We start from the raw sequence: 17,523 nt of genomic DNA, 5'->3' as shown, positions 1-17,523 counted from the left end.
CACACGACTTCTGGGGGGAAGTTTCCGATGGTTGCAGACTTCGAGGACTACGCAGAGCTCCATGGCGGCGTGACCGCCGACAAGATCAAGAGCGCGGCCGACGATCCCACCGCACACACCGCCACGGTGCAGTCGCTCATCGGCGACCTGGCCGACGACGATGCCGCCGTGGCGAGCAACATCGAGGGAGACGTCACCGACGCCACCCAGATGAACCTCGAGCCGGCCACCAACGCGGCCCGGCGCCTGGCCCAGAACGGCACCTACGCCATCGGACTGCTCACCAGCTTCGCGGCGACGGTCTCCACCTTCGACTCGACGGTCACGACGCTCAGCGAGGAGCTGAACGCCAACACCACGGCGCGCTTCAACGCCCAGCCCAGTCCGTCCGAGGACGAGGGGAGCGGCGACGGCGCCGACACACCGGATCCGCTCACGTACCCCGAGATCAAGGCCCAGGAGAAGGCCAAGCTCCAGGGCCGCTACGACCGCGCCCTCGAGACGCTCGAGACCGAGGCCGACTCCGTCGCCGGCAAGTTCGAGTCAGGGCCCACCGAGGCCGACGTGAGGTCGCTCGTGCTCGCGGGCCTCATCCCGCTCACCCAGGCGAGCCTGTGGCCCGGCCTCACGCTCAACGCCGACGACAAGTTCCAGTACTACAAGAACCGCGTCAACGCCGGTCTCATGACCGAGGAGGAGCGACTCGCGTTCCGGGAGGCCAACCCCGAGCTGCTGGAGCAGTGGATGGAGGTGCCCCACCCCAGCGAGGACCTGCAGGCCGCCATCATCTCGCTGGCCCTGCCCCGGGTGGACGCAGACGACGGCGAGGCCGACGCCGACCGGGTCGTCCGCGCGCTCGACGACGCGAACAGCTCCGGCCCCGCCGGGTTCCTCTCGGCCATGGAGAACGTGCAGGACGTCAACAACGGGCTCGCCCTGCTGGCTCCCTGGGCGGCCAAGAACGGCATCGACCTGGCGCGCAACGCCTCGGTGACCGGCGCCCAGGACTACCTGCAGAAGTTCGTCGCCGACACGTGGGACAAGCAGAGCGACATCCAGGACTACATCAAGGACGACAAGCACCGCTGGACCACCAGCTACACCGTCTCTGACGGCACCCACTTCGAGTACCACGAGGGCGACGGCTACAGCGACGGCCAGCAGTCCAACATGTTCAAGGCGTACGCCAACGCCATCCTCAACACGTCGCAGGAGGACTTCGGCGGCGGGTACACCGACCTGCCGGAGGACCTGCGTCACGACGCCGAGCAGGTCTTCTCCTCGGAGATGAAGGGCAGCATCAGCGGCGCCTACTGGACGTTCGACGACGCCGGCGACTTCCAGGACCTGGCCGAGCTCATGGTGCACGGCGACGCCGCCCCCGGCGACGACCTGGCCAAGCAGATGGCGTCATCGGCCGCCACGTCCACCGCCAACTCCGAGGACTTCTGGGCCAACCAGCCCGGCGGCGACCGTCAGGACCCCTGGAACACGGGGCTCCTCGCCGACGTGCTCGACATGACCAGCCGCAACCGCGACGCCACGGCCGATCTCGTGGCGGGCGAGGACGTGCCGCCCAACTACCGCTCGGACTTCAACGCCACGATCCTCGACCAGCCGTTCGACCTCGAGAACGGCGACGAGGCCAAGGCGGCCCAGATGTACTCCTGGATCCACGACGACGCCGTCTCGGACGACCCGGCCGCCGTGGAACGCGCCGACCGCGCCTTCGACAAGCTGAGTCAGGACATCACGTCGACGGAGGACGGGAACTTCCGGCACCTGATGGGCGGCGAGGGCGAGTCCGCCGCCTACCGGAACACGCTGATCACCCGTGAGATCGCCGACGCCTTCTCGGACCACCTCGACGAGTTCGCCTCGGAGTCCGGGACCGACGGAGCAAGCGGCAGCCCGCTCTCGGAGGGCGACCGCATCCGACTCATGACCTACATCGCGAGCGACCACGTGGGCGACGCCGACACGGGTCAGCCGTCCTCCTTCGACTACGACCGGGGCGCCGGACGGCTCAGTGCGTACGTCGCCGCCTACCAGCAGGACGCCATCCGGGAGTGGTCCGAGCACCCCACCACCGAGAACACGCTGGTGCTGGGTGACAAGAACGGACGCCTGCAGGGGTTGTGGGACGCCGCCCTCATCAACGAGGCGCAGGAGCGTGGCCTGAACGCCGACGACCAGGAGGCCGAGCGGGTCCGCAACATGAAGATCGCCTCCGGCATCGCTGCGACCCTGGCCGGGAAGATCCCCGGCGCCGGCGACATCCTCGGGCCTGCAGCGGGTGTGGGCAACACCCTGCTGTCCAACCTGCTGACGGCCGAGCACATGCCCGAGCCCAACGCCGAGCAGCTGCCGGACTGGCAGGCCGACGGCGCCAACGTGACCACCAACAACACGCTCGCCATGGTGGACGCGCTGGTGGACTCCGGCCGGATCGACCGAGCCGACCTGCCCGCGTCGCTGGCCAACCCCGAGGGCACCTCCAACGCCAACGTGCAGGGCGCGGCGATCGACTTCTTCAGCGACTACTTCTCCCAGAACCCGCCGCACCAGGACTCCGTCTACACCAACTTCACGACCGAGCTTCACTCCACCTACAAGGGGTACAACGACCAGTACAAGCTGGACCAGGCCGACAAGCTCAACAAGGACGACTTCCTCGACCAGGACGACTGGGGTCGCCCGTGACCTCCTGCGCCGTCGCCTCCCGTGCGCTCGGGAGGCTGCTGGTGGGCGCGGCCGCCGTGCTCGTGCTGACGGCCTGTCAGTCCGACGACGGGTCCGAGCCCGCAGAGCCCTCCCCGGCCTCGACGCTCGCGACGTCGGTCGCGTCGCTGGACTCGTACTGCCAGGTCCAGCAGCTGCGCCAGATGATCGACGACGGCGAGCTCGAGCGCTCGGAGCTGCCCTCGTTCGCCGACCGGACCGAGGTCGAGGGGACGCCACGCATCGTGGACTTCACGAAGCAGCCCTCCGACAGCTCGGCCGCTCTCGTGGGTCGCCTGCTGTCGTCGCCCGGGCTCAAGAGCGTCGAGCTCGACCCGGCCGAGGTCGAGAGCTGCATGGAGAGCACCACCGACGCCGACGTGGAGAGGTCGCAGGGCGGTCCTGGCTACCTGGCCGACCGGTGACGCCCTCCCGTCGTCTTCTCTCGGCGGTCACGGCGGTCCTGCTCCTTTTGGCGGTCTCCGGGTGCGACGACGACTCCACGGCGTCCCGTGCGCCGTGCGGTGCCGGCACCTCGAACGGCTGCTTCGACCTCGGCTCCTACGGCAACCTCTACTGCACCGTCCAGGCGACCCGCGCGTGGCTCGAGAGCGGCCGTCTCACCACGGACGACCTCCCGGCGTGGGCCGACACCAGCCGCCGCGCCGGTCGGGTCCAGGTGTTCGACTTCCGCGACCCGCCGGCCAGTGGGGGGACCGGAGCCCAGCGCACCCAGGAGCTCTTGAACGCGTTGCGTGCCAAGGGCCTGCTCCAGGACACCGCCTCGCTGGAGAGGCGCGACGACTGCCTCGACGGCCTGACCCAGGCAGGCGTGGCCCGGACGGAGGGCGGTTGGCCCGCACGGTGACGTGCGGCGCCCTCAGTCCCGAGCGGTCGAGCTCCCTCGAAGTCGTCACGCGCTGAACCTCACACCGCAGGACTTGTGTTCTGACCCAGGTACGACGGATACTTAAGTTACCCGCCGGTAGCCGTCGGACCGTCTCGACGTCAACGGCACCGGACGACCCCCCGGATTCCTGACTATGCGACAAGGAACGAGCACGGCATGAGCCACTACAAGAGCAACCAGCGCGACATCGAGTTCAACCTCTTCGAGCTGTTCGACCGCGGCGAGGTCTACGGCCAGGGCATCTTCGAGGACTTCGACGTCGACACCGCCAAGAGCATCCTCGGCGAGATCGAGCGCACCGCCCGCGAGGACCTGGCCGACTCCTTCGAGGACTCGGACCGCAACCCGCCGGTCTACGACCCCGCCACGCACTCGGTGACGATGAACAAGTCCTTCGCCGACAGCTACCAGAAGTGGATGGACGCCGAGTGGTGGCGCCTCCAGGTGCCCGAGGCCCTCGGCGGCCAGACGGCCCCCAACTCGCTCGTGTGGTCCTCCGCCGAGTTCGTCCTGGGCGCCAACCCGCCCATCTGGATGTTCGCCTGCGGCCCCGCCTTCGCGCGCATCGTCTTCGAGAACGGCACGCAGGACCGCGACGTCAAGATCGCGCAGCACATGGTCGACCGACGCTGGGGCGCCACCATGGTGCTCACCGAGCCCGACGCGGGCTCCGACGTGGGTGCCGGCCGCACCAAGGCCTTCCCCAACGAGGACGGCACCTGGAACATCGAGGGCGTCAAGCGCTTCATCACCTCGGGTGAGCACGACATGGCCGAGAACATCATGCACCTCGTCCTCGCCCGCCCCCAGGGCGTCGAGGGCCACGGCGGCCCCGGCACCAAGGGCCTGAGCCTCTTCCTGGTCCCCAAGTACCACTTCGACGTCGAGACGGGCGAGCTCACGGGCGAGCGCAACGGCGCCTACGTGACCAACGTCGAGAAGAAGATGGGCATCAAGGTGTCCACCACGTGCGAGGTCACCTTCGGAGACTCCTCCACCGGCGAGGGCCAGGCCGCTCGCGGCTGGCTGCTCGGCGAGGTGCACGACGGCATCAACCAGATGTTCCGCGTCATCGAGAACGCCCGCATGATGGTGGGCGCCAAGGCCATCGCCACGCTGTCCACCGGCTACCTCAACGCGCTCGAGTACGCCAAGGAGCGCGTCCAGGGCGCCGACCTCACGCAGGCCGCCGACAAGACGGCCCCGCGCGTCACCATCACGCACCACCCCGACGTCCGCCGCTCGCTGCTCACGCAGAAGGCGTTCGCCGAGGGCCTGCGCTCGCTCGCCATCTACACCTCCACGTGGCAGGACGCCATCACGCTCAAGGCCAAGAGCGGCGAGGACGCCTCGCTCGAGGAGGCCGTCAACGACCTCCTGCTCCCGATCGTGAAGGGCTACGGCTCGGAGCGCTCCTGGGTCGTGCTGGGCACCGAGTCGCTCCAGACCTTCGGTGGTTCCGGCTTCCTGCAGGACTACCCCATCGAGCAGTACGTGCGCGACGCCAAGATCGACACCCTGTACGAGGGCACCACGGCCATCCAGGGCCAGGACCTGTTCTTCCGCAAGATCGTGAAGGACAAGGGCCGCGCCATCGGTCACCTCGCCAACGAGATCCAGGAGTTCGCCCAGGGCGACGCCGGCAACGGCCGCCTCAAGGTCGAGCGCGAGCTGCTCGCCAAGGGCCTCGAGGACACGCAGGCCATCCTGGGCGCGGTCTTCAACGACCTCATGGCGTCCAACCCGGCCGACGAGAAGGGCGACCTGAAGAACATCTACAAGGTCGGTCTCAACACGACCCGTCTCGTCTACGTGCTCGGCGACCTCACCGTCGCGTGGCTCCTGCTGCGCGGTGCGGCCGTGGCGCAGACAGCGCTCGACGCCGGCGCCACCGGCACGGAGCAGTCGTTCTACGAGGGCAAGGTCGCCGCGGCCTCGTTCTTCGCGCGCAACATCCTGCCGAAGCTGGCCTCGGAGCGCGCGCTCGCCGAGAACATCGACGACAGCATCATGGAGCTCGACGAGGCTGCGTTCTGATCCGCAGCTGAACAGCACGAAGGCGCCCCGGCTCATCGAGCCGGGGCGCCTTCGTGTCGGGTCACCAGTTGATGAGCGAGCCCGTGATCGTGTACGGCGCGAAGTCGTTCGACAGCAGCACGAAGAGCGCGAGCGCACCACCGGCGAGCGAGACGTTCTTGTTGAAGCTGACCATCTCGGCCTGCCTGGCCTGGGCGTCGGACTCCTTCCAGAACGCGTGCATGACGACCGCGATGACGAGGAAGAGGATCGCGAGGCCCAGCGAGCCGATGTCGCCCCAGATGCCGAGGAGCACCGAGATGCCACCGGCCAGGAGCGCGACGCCGCTCACCTGGACCATCGTCTTGGCGTTGGAGAGACCCTTCGACTCGGCGTAGCCGGCCATCGCGCCGGTGGCGGTCAGGTGGCCGATGCCGGAGCCGATCACCAGGTAGGCGAACAGGATGCGGGAGATGAGGAAGACCTCGTCCATGGGATGACCTCCAGGTCATTGAGTTTTCAAGGATCTTCGCGCGCAGCCCTCGGCAGCGTCAAGCGCCCGCGCCGCGGTGTCATGGGGCCACTTCGTGGTGGACGTGTGCCAGAGTGAGGCGGTGCGTCCTGTGAAGACCGGCTGGTACCTGGTGGCCATCGTGCTCATCTTCGGCGGCTGGATGGTCGGCGTGGCCACCGCCGGCACCTCCTGGAACCTCGTCCGCGAAGCGACGCTGCAGCCCTCCACCTCACCCGTCGACGCACCCAACCGGTCCGTCGCCGTGTTCACCGACGTGCCCCAGACCGACCGCGACGTCCGGTGCCGCTACCGCAACGGCCCCAAGGGCTCGGAGTCCAAGCAGGTCGACGACGCGTCCCTGACCCTCACCGTCACACGCGACGGGACGGTCTGGACGCTCATCGGCTTCGTGCCCGACGGCGGCAAGGACGTCCAGGTGGCCTGCGCCCCGAAGGACCGGGCCACCGATCCGGCCACGTACGCGGTGGCGGCGGTCGAGGGCTTCACCGACCGCCAGCGGCTGGGGCTGGGCATCGGGATCCTGTCGTCCCTGGCCGGCTTCGCGCTCGCCGGCTGGACCTGGTGGTGCCGGCGCTCTCGGCCTACCGTCGAGTCATGAGCGACGTCTGGACCACCGACGAGGACGACCCCCGCACCTACGGCAACCCCGAGGGCGAGAAGGCCACCTACGCCGAGTACCTCACCAACTACCGGATCACCCTGCGCCTCAAGTGCGACGGCCTCACACCGGAGCAGCTCGCCACCCGGAGCGTGCCGCCCAGCACGATGAGCCTGCTCGGCCTCGTACGCCACCTCGCCGCCGTGGAGCACTACTGGTTCCGGGTCGTCGCCCAGGGCAGCCCCGTCCCGCGCCCGTACCGACACGACGGCGACCGCGACGCCGACTTCAACGAGGCCTTCGGCACGCAGGAGTGCCTCGACGAGGCCTTCGCCCGCTGGGACGCCGTCACGGCCGAGGCCGCCGCCTGGCTCGACGCCCTGCCCGAGTCCGAGCTGGCCACCCAGCTGCCCGTCCCGGGCGTCGACGACGTCGTGAGCGTGCGCGACCTCGTGGTCCACATGATCGAGGAGTACGCGCGGCACGTCGGCCACGCCGATCTCCTGCGCGAGTGCATCGACGGTCGCACCGGCCAGTAGCCGCGTGGCGCCACCCAGTGACCAGCGGGGCCAGGACGTCGCCGCTACGGTGACGGCATGACCTGGAAGAAGTCCGACATCCCCGACCTCAGCGGTCGCCGCGCCATCGTCACGGGCGCCACCGGAGGCCTCGGCTTCTACACGGCGCTCGAGCTGGCCCGTCACGGCGCCGACGTGGCGGTCACCGCGCGGAACGAGCAGAAGGCCGCCGACACCGTGGCCCGGCTCGAGAAGGAGCTGCCCGGCCGCACGTTCGACGTCATCGCCCTCGACCTCGCCGACCTCGGGTCGGTCCAGGAGGCCGCCGAGACCACGGCCGAGCGGTACGAGCGCATCGACCTGCTGGTGAACAACGCCGGGATCATGGTGCCCCCGGAGTCGCGGACGGTCGACGGCTTCGAGCTGCAGATGGGCACCAACCACATCGGCCACTTCGCCTGGAACGCGCGACTCTGGCCCAACCTCGCGCCCGACGCCCGCGTGGTCTCGGTCAGCTCCATCGCCCACAAGCAGGCCACCGGGCTCGACCTGCGCGCCCTCACCCCCGAGGGGTCGCCGCGCAAGTACCGCCGCTGGCAGACCTACGCCGAGTCCAAGCTCGCCAACCTGATCTTCGCGCAGGAGCTGCACCGCAGGCTCGAGGCGGCGGGCTCGGGCATCGCCAGCATCGCCGCGCACCCCGGTGTCGCCTCCACCAACCTGCAGAAGACCGGAGTGGCCATGGGCAACCCCGTCCTGGGCTCGGCCTTCGCCCAGGTGAGCAAGCCGTTCTCGCAGTCGGCCGCCGCCGGAGCGCTGCCGACGCTTCGCGCCGCCACCGATCCCGCGGCGAAGAGCGGCGAGTACTACGGACCTCGCGGTCTCGGTGGCACCCGTGGAGCTCCCGAGCTCTCCGGCATGACGCGCTGGGCCCGCGACGCCGACCTCGCGGCCAACCTCTGGACGGCCTCCGAGCAGGCCACGGGGCTGTCGTTCCGGGTCTGACCGCCCAGACGTGACCCGCATCACACGAATTTCGTGAGATGCCTCATGGCGGACCCCTCTCAGGTGGCCAGGCGCGCCAGGTTGACGTAACGTCGAATTCGATGAGCCTAGACATGACTGAGACGACGACCCCGGCCGACCAGATGACGGTGCGCGACATCCGCCCGTCCGACCTCGACACCGTGGTGGAGATCAACCAGACAGCCCTGGAGGGTGTCGGTCCGCTCGACCGCGAGGACCTCGCGCTGCTCGTGAAGCAGGCCGACCAGGCCCTCGTGCTCGACGACGACGGCGACATCGCCGGGTTCGTCATCACGCTCCCCACGGGCGCCACCTATGACTCGAGCCGCTACGACTGGTTCGAGAAGCGTCTCGACGACTACGTATACCTCGACCGCATCGTCGTCTCCGAGGACCACCGTCGCCAGGGCGTGGCCTCGCGTCTCTACGAGGAGATCGAGGGCGACAAGCCCGTCGCCCTCGAGGTCTACGACCACAACGAGGGCTCGCTGGCCTTCCACCGCGGACGCGGCTTCGAGCCCGTCGGCGAGCTGGAGCACAACGGCACCACGAACGTCATGTTCGTGCGTCAGCCCGACGCCGCCTGACCTTCACTCGGAGCAGCCCCCGGAGCGATGCTCCGGGGGCTGTCCTGCGCCTGCACCACGAAGCCGACCCACGGGAGCCTACGAGCGCGGGACCTGGGCGCGGGTCTGCCGCCGGTAGCGCCAGATCTGCACGAGACCGAGAGCCCAGAGCACGTACTGCACCGACATCGCCCAGCGGAACGCCTCCGGCGTGTACGCGGTGCTGCTCCCCGGCGTGCGCCAGTCGAGAACGAAGCCGATGGCCAGCACGAGCACGAGGCTGGCGACGAAGCCGGCCTGGTTGACGATGCCCGTCGCGGCACCCAGCCGGTCGGGCGGGTTGAAGGACCGGGCGAAGTCGAACCCGATCATCGACGCCGGCCCGCCGATCCCGGTGACCACCACGAGCACGAGCAGCAACCACCACGGGGCGTTGCCCGGCCAGACCAGGACGACGGTCCATGCCCCGACGATCGACCACACGATGCCCAGCACGAGCGACGAGCGGTGCCACGGCTCGCGCGTGATGAGGTAGCCGATGAGAGGGCCCGCCACCATGAGGGAGAGCACGAGCATCGTCAGCAGGAACCCGGCCTCGCCCGGCGTCCTCCCCTCACCACGCACGAAGAAGGGGTAGCCCCAGAGCAGTCCGAGGGTGGTGGCGCTGAACTGGGTGGTGAAGTGGGTCCAGAAGCCGAGCCGGGTGCCGGGGTGGGCCCAGGAGGCGGCGAGGCTGGAGCGGATCGTGGACCACGCGAGAGCCGGGCCCGAGGCCGACCGCTCCTGGGGCGAGTCGTGCACCACGGGGACCACGAGCAGGAGCAGCACCGCTCCGATGCCGGCCGCCGTGAGGTAGGTGGGCGTCCACCCCTGCTCGCGCAGGGCCCAGGCCATCGGCGCCGCGGCGAGCACCGCGCCGAGCTGTCCCGTCACCCCGGTGATCTGCGTGACGACCGGGATGCGGCGAGGTGCGAACCAGGTGTTGACGAGGCGCAGGACGCAGACGAACGTGAGGGCGTCGCCGAGCCCCACGAACACGCGGGCCACGAGGGCCACGAGATACGAGTCCGCGAAGGCGAAGCCGGTCTGAGCCAGCGTGAGGATGACGGTGCCGAGGATCAGCAGGCGTCGCGGCCCGAAGCGGTCCAGCAGCAGGCCCACCGGGATCTGCATCCCCGCATAGACCACGAGCTGGAGCATGACGAACGTCGAGAGCTGCGCCGCGCTGATCCCGAACCGGTCGCCGGCCGCAAGGCCGGCCACGGCGAGCGAGGACCGGTGGAACACGGCGAGGAGGTACACCGACAGACCCACGAGCCAGATGGGGACGGCCGACCTTCCCGCCCGCGCCGCGGGGGTCGAGCCTGCCGTGGTCACCTCGTCAGTCTAGGACCGGGGCCTCCGGCGGACCGCCCCAGGATGTGGCAGCGTGACGGCCATGGAAGCCTCCCTCGTCGACTGGCGGCTCCGCGTCGCGGACCTCTACGCCGCAGTGCGCGCCGACGCCGATCATGACCGGGCCCATGCCCGCTGGCGATCAGGCCGCGACGAGCTGTTCCGCACCCACCCGCAGTCGCCCCTCCCGGCGCGTGACCCGCTGCGGGAGACGGGCCTGCCGTACTGGCCCTACGACACCGACTGGCGGCTCGTGGTGCCCGTCGTTGCCGCCGAGGACGACGAACGGGTCCTGGACACAGGGGACGACGGATCGCTGGTGATGCGGCGCGTCGGGCGCGCGACGCTGCCCGAGGGCGAGGGTCTCGACGTCTGGCGCATGCACCAGTACGCCGGTGGGCTCTTCGTGCCGATCAAGGACGGCACGAGCGGACGCGAGAGCTACGGCGCGGGCCGCTACGTGCTCGACACGGCCAAGGGCTCGTGGCTCGGGGGCACTGACGACGAGCTCGTCCTCGACCTCAACTTCGCGTACCACCCCTCGTGCCGGTACGACGACCGCTGGCGCTGCCCGCTCGCTGCTCCGGGCAACACGATCGGGTCGTCGGTCACCGCGGGCGAGCGCCTGTCCTGACGCCCACCCGCGGTGCCGGTGCTCAGAAGGTGAGCGCCAGGGCCGGGTCGTGGAGCATCGCCGCGACGTCGGCGAGGAACCGCGAGCCCTGCTCGCCGTCGGCCACGCGGTGGTCGAAGCTCACCGACAACGTGGTGACCCAGCGCGGGACCACGACGTCGTTCTCGTCCACCCACGGCCGACGGGCGATGGCCCCGACCGCGAGGATCCCCGACTGGCCCGGGTTGAGGATGGGCGTCCCGCCGTCGACGCCGAAGACGCCGACGTTGGTGAGGGTGAACGTGCCGCCGCTCATCTGCGCCGGCTGCGTGCGGCCCTCGCGCGCGGTGCGGGTGAGCTCGCCCAGCGCCGTGCCGAGGTCGGCCAGGCTCATGCGGTCCGCTGCCGGCACCACCGGGACCACGAGGCCGCGCTCGGTGGCCGCCGCGACGCCGAGGTTCACCCCGGCTCGCAGCACGATCTCCTGGGCCGCCTCGTCCCACGACGCGTTGAGCTGGGGCGTGCGACGCAGCGCGAGGCACACGGCCCGCGCCACGAGGAGCGTCGGCGTGACCTTGACGTCGGCGAAGCGACGGTCGGCCTTGAGCCGGTCCACGAGCTCCACGGTCCGGGAGACGTCGACCGTGACCCACTCCGTGACGTGGGGCGCGGTGAAGGCCGAGGCCACCATGGCCTCGGCGGTGGCCTTGCGGACGCCCTTGACGGGGACGCGGACGTCTCCCTCGACGGAAGGAGCAGACGTGGGCGTGGGTGCCGCCTGCGGCTGGGCGCCGCGGGCGAAGGCCTCCACCTCGGCCCGCGTGACGATGGGCCCCGCGGCCGGGACGGACGCCAGGTCGACGCCGAGGTCCTTCGCGAGCTTGCGGACCGGCGGCTTCGCCAGCACCCGCACGCCGTTCGCTCCCTGAGCCGCGCTCGCCCCCTGGGAGGTTCCTCCCGGGACCGAAGCGTCTGGGGGCGACTGTCGAAGGGCCTCGACGGGCTCGACCGGTGAGGCCGACTTCTTGCGTCGGCGCGTGGTGGCGCCGGACCGGGGCCCGTAGCCCACGAGGACGGGCTGGCGGGTCTCTGCAGGAGCTTCGAACGGCGGGTCCTGGTCCTGTGGAGGGGCAGCCGGCGACGCGGCGCCGATCGTGATGATGGGTGTTCCCACCGGCACGGTCTCGCCCTCGCCCACGAGGAGGCCGGTGACGGTCCCCGCGAAGGGGCTCGGCAGCTCGACGATGGACTTGGCCGTCTCGATGTCGACGAGGACGTCGTTGACCTTGACGACGTCGCCCTCGGCCACGCGCCACGTGACGACCTCTGCCTCGGTGAGGCCTTCTCCGACGTCGGGGAGGTTGAAGGTGCTCGCGTTCATCTCCGCCTCCTCAGAACGCCAGCGAGCGGTCGACGGCGTCGAGCACCCGGTCGAGGTCCGGCAGGTACTCCTCCTCGACGCGGCTCGGCGGATAGGGGACGTCGTAGCCCGTGACGCGCAGCACCGGGGCCTCGAGGGAGTGGAAGCACTCCTCCTGCACCCGGGTGGCCACCTCCGCGGCCAGGCCGAGCGTGCGCGCGGCCTCGTGCACCACGACGAGGCGACCGGTGCGACGCACGGACTCCAGCACCGGCACGAGGTCGAGCGGGGAGAGAGTGCGGAGGTCGATGACGTCGAGCTGGATGCCGTCGGCGGCGGCAGCCTGGGCCGCGTCGAGGCACGTGCGGACCATGGGTCCGTAGGTCACGAGGGTGGCGTGCGAGCCGCGGCGGAGCACGCGCGAGGCGTGGAGCGGATGGGGCTCGTCGCCCACCTCGCCGTTCTCCCAGTACCGCCGCTTGGGCTCCATGAAGACGATCGGGTCGTCGGAGGCCACCGCCTGCTGGATCATCCAGAAGGCGTCGTGGGCGTTGGACGGTGAGACCACCTTGAGCCCGGCGGTGAGCGCGAACTGCGCCTCGGGGCTCTCGGAGTGGTGCTCCACCGCGCCGATGCCACCGCCGAACGGGATGCGGATGACGACCGGCATGGTGACGAGGCCACCACTGCGGGCGTGGAGACGGGCCACCTGGCTGACGATCTGGTCGTAGGCGGGGTAGACGAACCCGTCGAACTGGATCTCCACGACGGGGCGGTAGCCCCGGAACGTGAGGCCCACGGCGGCGCCGACGATGCCGGACTCGCCGAGCGGGGTGTCGATGACCCGGTGCTCGCCGAAGTCTTTCTGGAGACCGTCGGTGACGCGGAAGACGCCGCCGAGACGGCCGACGTCCTCGCCCATCACGAGGACCTTCTCGTCGTGCTCCATCGCGGCGCGGAGGCCGGCGTTGACCGCCTTGGCGATGCTCAGGGTGCGCGTGCTCATCGGGCCACCTCCGGCTCGAAGCCCGCCCGGTAGGCGAGCAGCTCGGCCTTCTGGGCCGCCAGCTCGGGCGTGATCTCGGCGTGCACGACGTCGAACATCGCGGCGAGGTCGGGATCGGGCATCGCGCGGCACACGGAGCGCAGGTGCTCGCCGAGCGCCTCGGCATCGGCGTCGAGGTCGGTGAAGAACGCGTCGTCGGTGCCGACCGACCGCAGGTATCGCTCGACCCGCAGGAGCGGGTCCTTGGCCTTCCACTCGTCGGTCTCGGCCTGCTCGCGGTAGCGCGAGGGGTCGTCGGACGTGGTGTGGGCTCCCATCCGGAACGTGACCGCCTCGATGAGGACGGGGCCCTGGCCGGAGCGGGCCCGGTCGAGCGCCCACTCGGTGACGGCCTGGACGGCGAGGACGTCGTTGCCGTCGACCCTCACCCCGGGGAAGCCGAAGCCCTGGGCGCGCTGCGCGAGCGGCACGCGGGTCTGACGCTCGAGCGGCACCGAGATGGCGTACTGGTTGTTCTGGCAGAAGAAGACGACCGGCGCTTGGAACGAGGCCGCCCAGACGAACGCCTCGTTGACGTCGCCCTGGCTCGTGGCGCCGTCACCGAAGTAGGCGATGACGGCGGCGTCCGTGCCCTCGGTGCCGGCGGCGGCGTCGTGACCCACGACGCCGTCCATGGTGAGTCCGAGGCCGTAGCCCACGGCGTGCAACGTCTGCGCGCCAATGACGATGCTGTAGAGGCCGAAGCCCGTCTCGGCCGGGTCCCAGCCGCCGAGCTCGACGCCGCGGAAGAGTCCGAGCAGGCGGGCCGGGTCGATGCCGCGGCACCAGGCGACGCCGTGCTCGCGGTACGTGGGGAACGCGAAGTCCTGGGGCGAGAGGGCCCGTCCGGAGCCGACCTGTGCCGCCTCCTGACCCAGGCACGGGGCCCAGAGCCCGAGCTCACCGTGGCGCTGCAGCGCGTGGGCCTCGGTGTCGATGCGGCGGACGAGCAGGAGGTCGCGGTAGAGCGCGCGGACGGTGTCGTCGTCGCCGTCGAAGCGGATGGCCGGGTCCTGCCCGGCGGACGCGCTGCGCTCCCCCTCAGGCGTGAGCAGCTGGAGGACGGGTGCGTGGACTGCGGGATCGCTCATGGAGCTCCTCGGTCTGCCGGCCCGGGATCACCGAGGCGGAGGCGAAGCTGCGAGCCGTGGGACCCAGGGGTGGCGGGTCCGGCCGACTCACACGGGGGTGACGGGTGTCACACCTGGGTCCACGGTAACCGCTCAGCGCCCCGTGATCCAGCGTGCGGCGCCCTCGACCAGGCGCGCGTTGACCTGCGGGTCCCCGACCGTGACCCGGACGCCCTCACCCGCGAAGGCCCGGACCGAGATGGGGTCGACGGCGGCCGCGAAGTCGAGCGCGTCGTCGCCCAGCGGCAGCCACACGAAGTTGGCCTGGCTGTCGGGCACCGACCAGCCCTGGGCCCGCAGCGCCGCCAGCATCGACGTCCGCTCCGAGACCACGGCGTCGACCCGTTCGGCCAGCTCGTCGACGGCGGCGAGCGACGCGACGGCGGCGGCCTGCGCCACGTCGGTGACGCTGAACGGCGGCGTCGTCTTGCGCACCGCCTCGGCGATCGCGGCCGGACCGCACAGGTAGCCCACGCGCAGGCCGGCCAGGCCGTAGGCCTTGGAGAAGGTGCGCAGGACCACCACGTTGGGTCGCTCCTCCAGCACCACGTCGAGGCCGCGCGCCGCGTCGGGGTCGCGGACGAACTCCACGTAGGCCTCGTCGACCACCACGACGACGTCCTCCGGCACCCCGTCCAGGAAGGCGATCAGGTCGTCGTGCCGCACGACCGGCCCGGTCGGGTTGTTGGGGGTGCAGACCAGCACGACCTTGGTCCGCGGCGTGACGGCGGTCGCCATGGCCTCGAGGTCGTGCGTCCCGTCCTCGCGCAGCGGGACACGGACGGAGGTGGCGCCGCTCAACTCCACGGCGATGGGGTAGGCCTCGAACGAGCGCCAGGCGTAGACCACCTCGTCGCCCGGCGAGCAGTAGGCCGACAGGAGCCCGTAGAGGACCGCCACCGACCCGGTCCCTGCGGCGAAGCGGTCGGCCGGGATGCCCGACGTCTGCTCGAGGGCGCCGTAGAGCCGCGTCATCCCGGCGTCGGGGTAGCGGTTGATGCGGCGCAGCTCCGCGGCGGCCGCGTCGGCGACGCTCGGCAGCGGGCCGAACGGGTTCTCGTTGCTCGAGAGCTTCAGTGCGTCGTCGGATGCCGGGCGGCCGGGACGGTAGGCGGGGACGGCATCGATCGCGGGGCGGGGGACGGGTGCGGCCATGTCGGCAGGGTAGCCCTGGGAGGATGCTCGGGTGCGCCTGAGACCCACGAGCCCGTTGCTGGCCTACGTGCTCGTGCTGACCGCCGCGACCCTCTTCGGGCTCAACGCCGGGATGTCCCGCGTCCCCCTTCGCTCGGGCACGGACACGGCCACGTTCACGACGCTGCGCATCACGGCCGGACTGCTCGTCCTGGTGGTCGTGGCGCTCGTCGTGGACCGCTCCGCCCTGCGGGTCCCGCGGGGTCGCCGGCTCGTCCTGGTCCTGGCGCTCGGCGTGGTCGGCATCGCCGGCCTGCAGTGGACGTACAACATCGCGATCAACCGCCTGCCGCTCGGGATCGCGCTCCTGCTCGAGTACCTGGGTCCCGTGCTGGTGGTGCTGTGGGTGCGCTTCGGCCGCCACCAGGCCGTGCACTCCCGGGTCTGGCCGGCGCTCGGGCTCACGCTCGTGGGTCTCGCCGTGGTCAGCCAGGTCTGGGACGGCCTCGCCTTCGACGGCTTCGGCGTCGTGATGGCCCTCGCCGCCGCGGTGTGCTTCGCCGCCTACTTCCTGCTCGGCGAGGACGATGCCGTGTCCGACGAGCCCCTGCGCTACATCCTGTGGTCGTTCGCCGTGGCCGCCGTCGTCATGAACGTCGTCCGACCCGTGTGGACCGCCGACGCGCTGGGCGCCGACGCCTCCCTCCTCGGGCGGTTCTCCGAGTACTCCGTCCCCGCCTGGATCCCGATGCTCTGGATCGTCGTGCTCGGCACCGTGGTCCCCTTCTTCCTGTTCCTGCTCGCGATGCGCGGCCTTCCCGCCACCGTCGTGAGCGTGGTGGCGATGTTCGAGCCCGTCATGGCCGCCACCGTCGGCTGGGCCTGGTTCGAGGAGGCCCTCAGCCCGCTCCAGCTCGCCGGCATGGCCGCCGTCCTGCTCGGGATCGTTCTGGCGCAGACCGCCCGGGTCGAGGCGCCGGAGCCGGCGCTCCCGCCCGCTCAGTAGCGCTGGAACGCCTTCCACGGGACCACGCCCGACTGCCGGGCATCCGGCAGACTGGACCCATGTCACGCTTCCTGACCTCGTGGGTCCTGAGCGCCGCGGCCCTGTCCGTGGCCGCCTGGCTCCTCGGCACGCACATGTCCATCGGCAGCGACGCCGACTCGATGTCCGAGCAGCTCGTCGCGCTCGCCGTCATCTCGGCCGTGTTCGCCGCCATCAACCTGTGGATCGCACCGGTCGTGAAGCTGCTCTCGCTCCCCTTCATCGTGCTGACGCTGGGCCTGTTCCTCCTGGTCGTGAACGCACTCCTGCTGCTGCTCACGTCCACGATCGCCGACGCCCTCGACGTCGCGTTCCACATCGAGAGCTTCGGCTGGGCCGTCCTCGCGTCCGTCGTCATCTCGGTCGTCAACGCCCTGCTGGGTGGCGGCGTCAAGAACCCCGCATGACGAGCTCTCCCTGGGGCGTCGAGCTGGTGTGCCTGGGCAACATCTGTCGCTCGCCCATGGCCCACGTCGTCCTCGAGTCGCGCCTCCAGGACGCCGGCATCGACGACGTCGTGGTCACGTCGTCGGGCACCGGCGGCTGGCACGAGGGCGAGAGCATGGACCCCCGGGCCGCTGCGGCCCTGGGCGCCGCCGGCTACGACCCCACCCGGCACCGGGCCAGGACGTTCTCCGTCGACACCTACGCCGAGACCGACCTGATGCTCGCGATGGACCACAGCAACCTCGCCGACATGGTCGAGCAGGCACCCACGGTGGCGGCGGCCGGCCGGGCCGTGCTCTTCCGCTCCTTCGACCCGGAGTCCGGCGAGGGTGACGACGAGGTCCCCGACCCCTGGTACGGCGGCGACGAGGGCTTCCAGCACGTGCTCGCGATGGTCGAGCGGACCGTCGACGTCCTCCTCGAGCGGCTGCCGGACCTGCGCGACCGGTACGCGCGGTAACGTC

General features: G+C 70.7%; 18 protein-coding genes. 12 read left to right on the top strand and 6 right to left on the bottom strand.

Annotated features, from left to right (window positions below; all coding sequences use genetic code 11):
- Nucleotides 1-27 precede the first annotated feature (27 nt).
- From ASD11_RS16410 to ASD11_RS16395, 4 genes are all read left to right on the top strand, one after another.
- Entirely contained in the window at nt 28-2,703 is a 2,676-nt protein-coding gene (locus tag ASD11_RS16410; RefSeq protein ID WP_056290054.1) for a TPR repeat region-containing protein, read from the top strand.
- A complete protein-coding gene (locus ASD11_RS16405; protein WP_056290051.1) occupies nt 2,700-3,146 on the top strand; it encodes a hypothetical protein in 447 nt (148 codons plus the stop codon). The genes ASD11_RS16410 and ASD11_RS16405 overlap by 4 nt, the downstream gene beginning before the upstream one ends.
- Nucleotides 3,143-3,589 (top strand): hypothetical protein, encoded by a 447-nt coding sequence (locus tag ASD11_RS16400; protein ID WP_056290048.1) that lies wholly within the window; start codon nt 3,143-3,145, stop codon nt 3,587-3,589. Before ASD11_RS16405 ends, ASD11_RS16400 begins: the two co-directional genes overlap by 4 nt.
- A gap of 198 nt (nt 3,590-3,787) precedes the next feature.
- Complete coding sequence (locus tag ASD11_RS16395) at nt 3,788-5,668, top strand: acyl-CoA dehydrogenase (protein WP_056290045.1); 1,881 nt, start codon at nt 3,788-3,790, stop codon at nt 5,666-5,668.
- A 61-nt stretch (nt 5,669-5,729) separates the two neighbouring features.
- On the opposite strand, the gene ASD11_RS16390 is transcribed toward ASD11_RS16395, so the two are convergent.
- On the bottom strand, nt 5,730-6,140 hold the full coding sequence (locus ASD11_RS16390; protein WP_056290042.1) for a DoxX family protein: 411 nt from the start codon (nt 6,138-6,140) through the stop codon (nt 5,730-5,732).
- 121 nt (nt 6,141-6,261) lie between these two features.
- On the opposite strand from ASD11_RS16390, the gene ASD11_RS16385 reads away from it, so the two are divergent.
- From ASD11_RS16385 to ASD11_RS16370, 4 genes are all read left to right on the top strand, one after another.
- Nucleotides 6,262-6,780 carry a hypothetical protein gene (locus ASD11_RS16385; RefSeq protein ID WP_156464853.1) on the top strand — a complete coding sequence of 173 codons (519 nt, stop codon included), beginning with the start codon at nt 6,262-6,264 and terminating at the stop codon, nt 6,778-6,780.
- Entirely contained in the window at nt 6,777-7,319 is a 543-nt protein-coding gene (locus ASD11_RS16380; protein WP_056290497.1) for a DinB family protein, read from the top strand. The genes ASD11_RS16385 and ASD11_RS16380 overlap by 4 nt, the downstream gene beginning before the upstream one ends.
- A gap of 57 nt (nt 7,320-7,376) precedes the next feature.
- The gene (locus tag ASD11_RS16375) at nt 7,377-8,303 is read left to right on the top strand and encodes an oxidoreductase (protein WP_056290036.1); all 927 of its coding nucleotides are present in this window, start codon (nt 7,377-7,379) and stop codon (nt 8,301-8,303) included.
- Nucleotides 8,304-8,416: 113 nt separating this feature from the next.
- The gene (locus tag ASD11_RS16370) at nt 8,417-8,911 is read left to right on the top strand and encodes a GNAT family N-acetyltransferase (RefSeq protein ID WP_056290034.1); all 495 of its coding nucleotides are present in this window, start codon (nt 8,417-8,419) and stop codon (nt 8,909-8,911) included.
- 78 nt (nt 8,912-8,989) lie between these two features.
- Here the strand turns inward: ASD11_RS16370 and ASD11_RS16365 are convergent, their stop codons facing one another.
- Nucleotides 8,990-10,267 (bottom strand): MFS transporter, encoded by a 1,278-nt coding sequence (locus ASD11_RS16365; protein ID WP_235503384.1) that lies wholly within the window; start codon nt 10,265-10,267, stop codon nt 8,990-8,992.
- Nucleotides 10,268-10,328: 61 nt separating this feature from the next.
- On the opposite strand from ASD11_RS16365, the gene ASD11_RS16360 reads away from it, so the two are divergent.
- Nucleotides 10,329-10,919 carry a DUF1684 domain-containing protein gene (locus ASD11_RS16360; RefSeq protein WP_056290492.1) on the top strand — a complete coding sequence of 197 codons (591 nt, stop codon included), beginning with the start codon at nt 10,329-10,331 and terminating at the stop codon, nt 10,917-10,919.
- 22 nt (nt 10,920-10,941) lie between these two features.
- Here the strand turns inward: ASD11_RS16360 and ASD11_RS16355 are convergent, their stop codons facing one another.
- The 4 genes from ASD11_RS16355 to ASD11_RS16340 form a co-directional block, all read right to left on the bottom strand.
- Nucleotides 10,942-12,279: a dihydrolipoamide acetyltransferase family protein gene (locus tag ASD11_RS16355; RefSeq protein ID WP_056290031.1), complete on the bottom strand. Its 1,338-nt coding sequence runs from the start codon at nt 12,277-12,279 to the stop codon at nt 10,942-10,944.
- A 10-nt stretch (nt 12,280-12,289) separates the two neighbouring features.
- Nucleotides 12,290-13,264, bottom strand: coding sequence for an alpha-ketoacid dehydrogenase subunit beta (locus ASD11_RS16350; RefSeq protein ID WP_056290029.1), 975 nt, complete (start codon nt 13,262-13,264; stop codon nt 12,290-12,292).
- On the bottom strand, nt 13,261-14,394 hold the full coding sequence (gene pdhA, locus ASD11_RS16345) for a pyruvate dehydrogenase (acetyl-transferring) E1 component subunit alpha (protein ID WP_056290026.1): 1,134 nt from the start codon (nt 14,392-14,394) through the stop codon (nt 13,261-13,263). Before pdhA ends, ASD11_RS16350 begins: the two co-directional genes overlap by 4 nt.
- A 132-nt stretch (nt 14,395-14,526) precedes the next feature.
- Nucleotides 14,527-15,588 (bottom strand): histidinol-phosphate transaminase, encoded by a 1,062-nt coding sequence (locus ASD11_RS16340; RefSeq protein WP_056290022.1) that lies wholly within the window; start codon nt 15,586-15,588, stop codon nt 14,527-14,529.
- 31 nt (nt 15,589-15,619) lie between these two features.
- On the opposite strand from ASD11_RS16340, the gene ASD11_RS16335 reads away from it, so the two are divergent.
- From ASD11_RS16335 to ASD11_RS16325, 3 genes are read left to right on the top strand one after another with little or no spacing between them, the layout of a single operon-like run.
- Nucleotides 15,620-16,573, top strand: a complete 954-nt coding sequence (locus ASD11_RS16335) for an EamA family transporter (RefSeq protein ID WP_082554516.1) — start codon at nt 15,620-15,622, stop codon at nt 16,571-16,573.
- Between the two features lie 59 nt (nt 16,574-16,632).
- Nucleotides 16,633-17,019 carry a phage holin family protein gene (locus tag ASD11_RS16330; protein WP_056290018.1) on the top strand — a complete coding sequence of 129 codons (387 nt, stop codon included), beginning with the start codon at nt 16,633-16,635 and terminating at the stop codon, nt 17,017-17,019.
- Complete coding sequence (locus ASD11_RS16325; protein WP_056290015.1) at nt 17,016-17,519, top strand: low molecular weight protein-tyrosine-phosphatase; 504 nt, start codon at nt 17,016-17,018, stop codon at nt 17,517-17,519. The genes ASD11_RS16330 and ASD11_RS16325 overlap by 4 nt, the downstream gene beginning before the upstream one ends.
- Nucleotides 17,520-17,523: the final 4 nt, after the last annotated feature.

Origin of the sequence: Aeromicrobium sp. Root495 (assembly GCF_001426755.1) — a bacterium.
GTDB lineage: Bacteria > Actinomycetota > Actinomycetes > Propionibacteriales > Nocardioidaceae > Aeromicrobium.
Note: the sequence above shows the minus strand (reverse complement) of the source record. Positions and strands in the feature narration are given on the sequence as shown.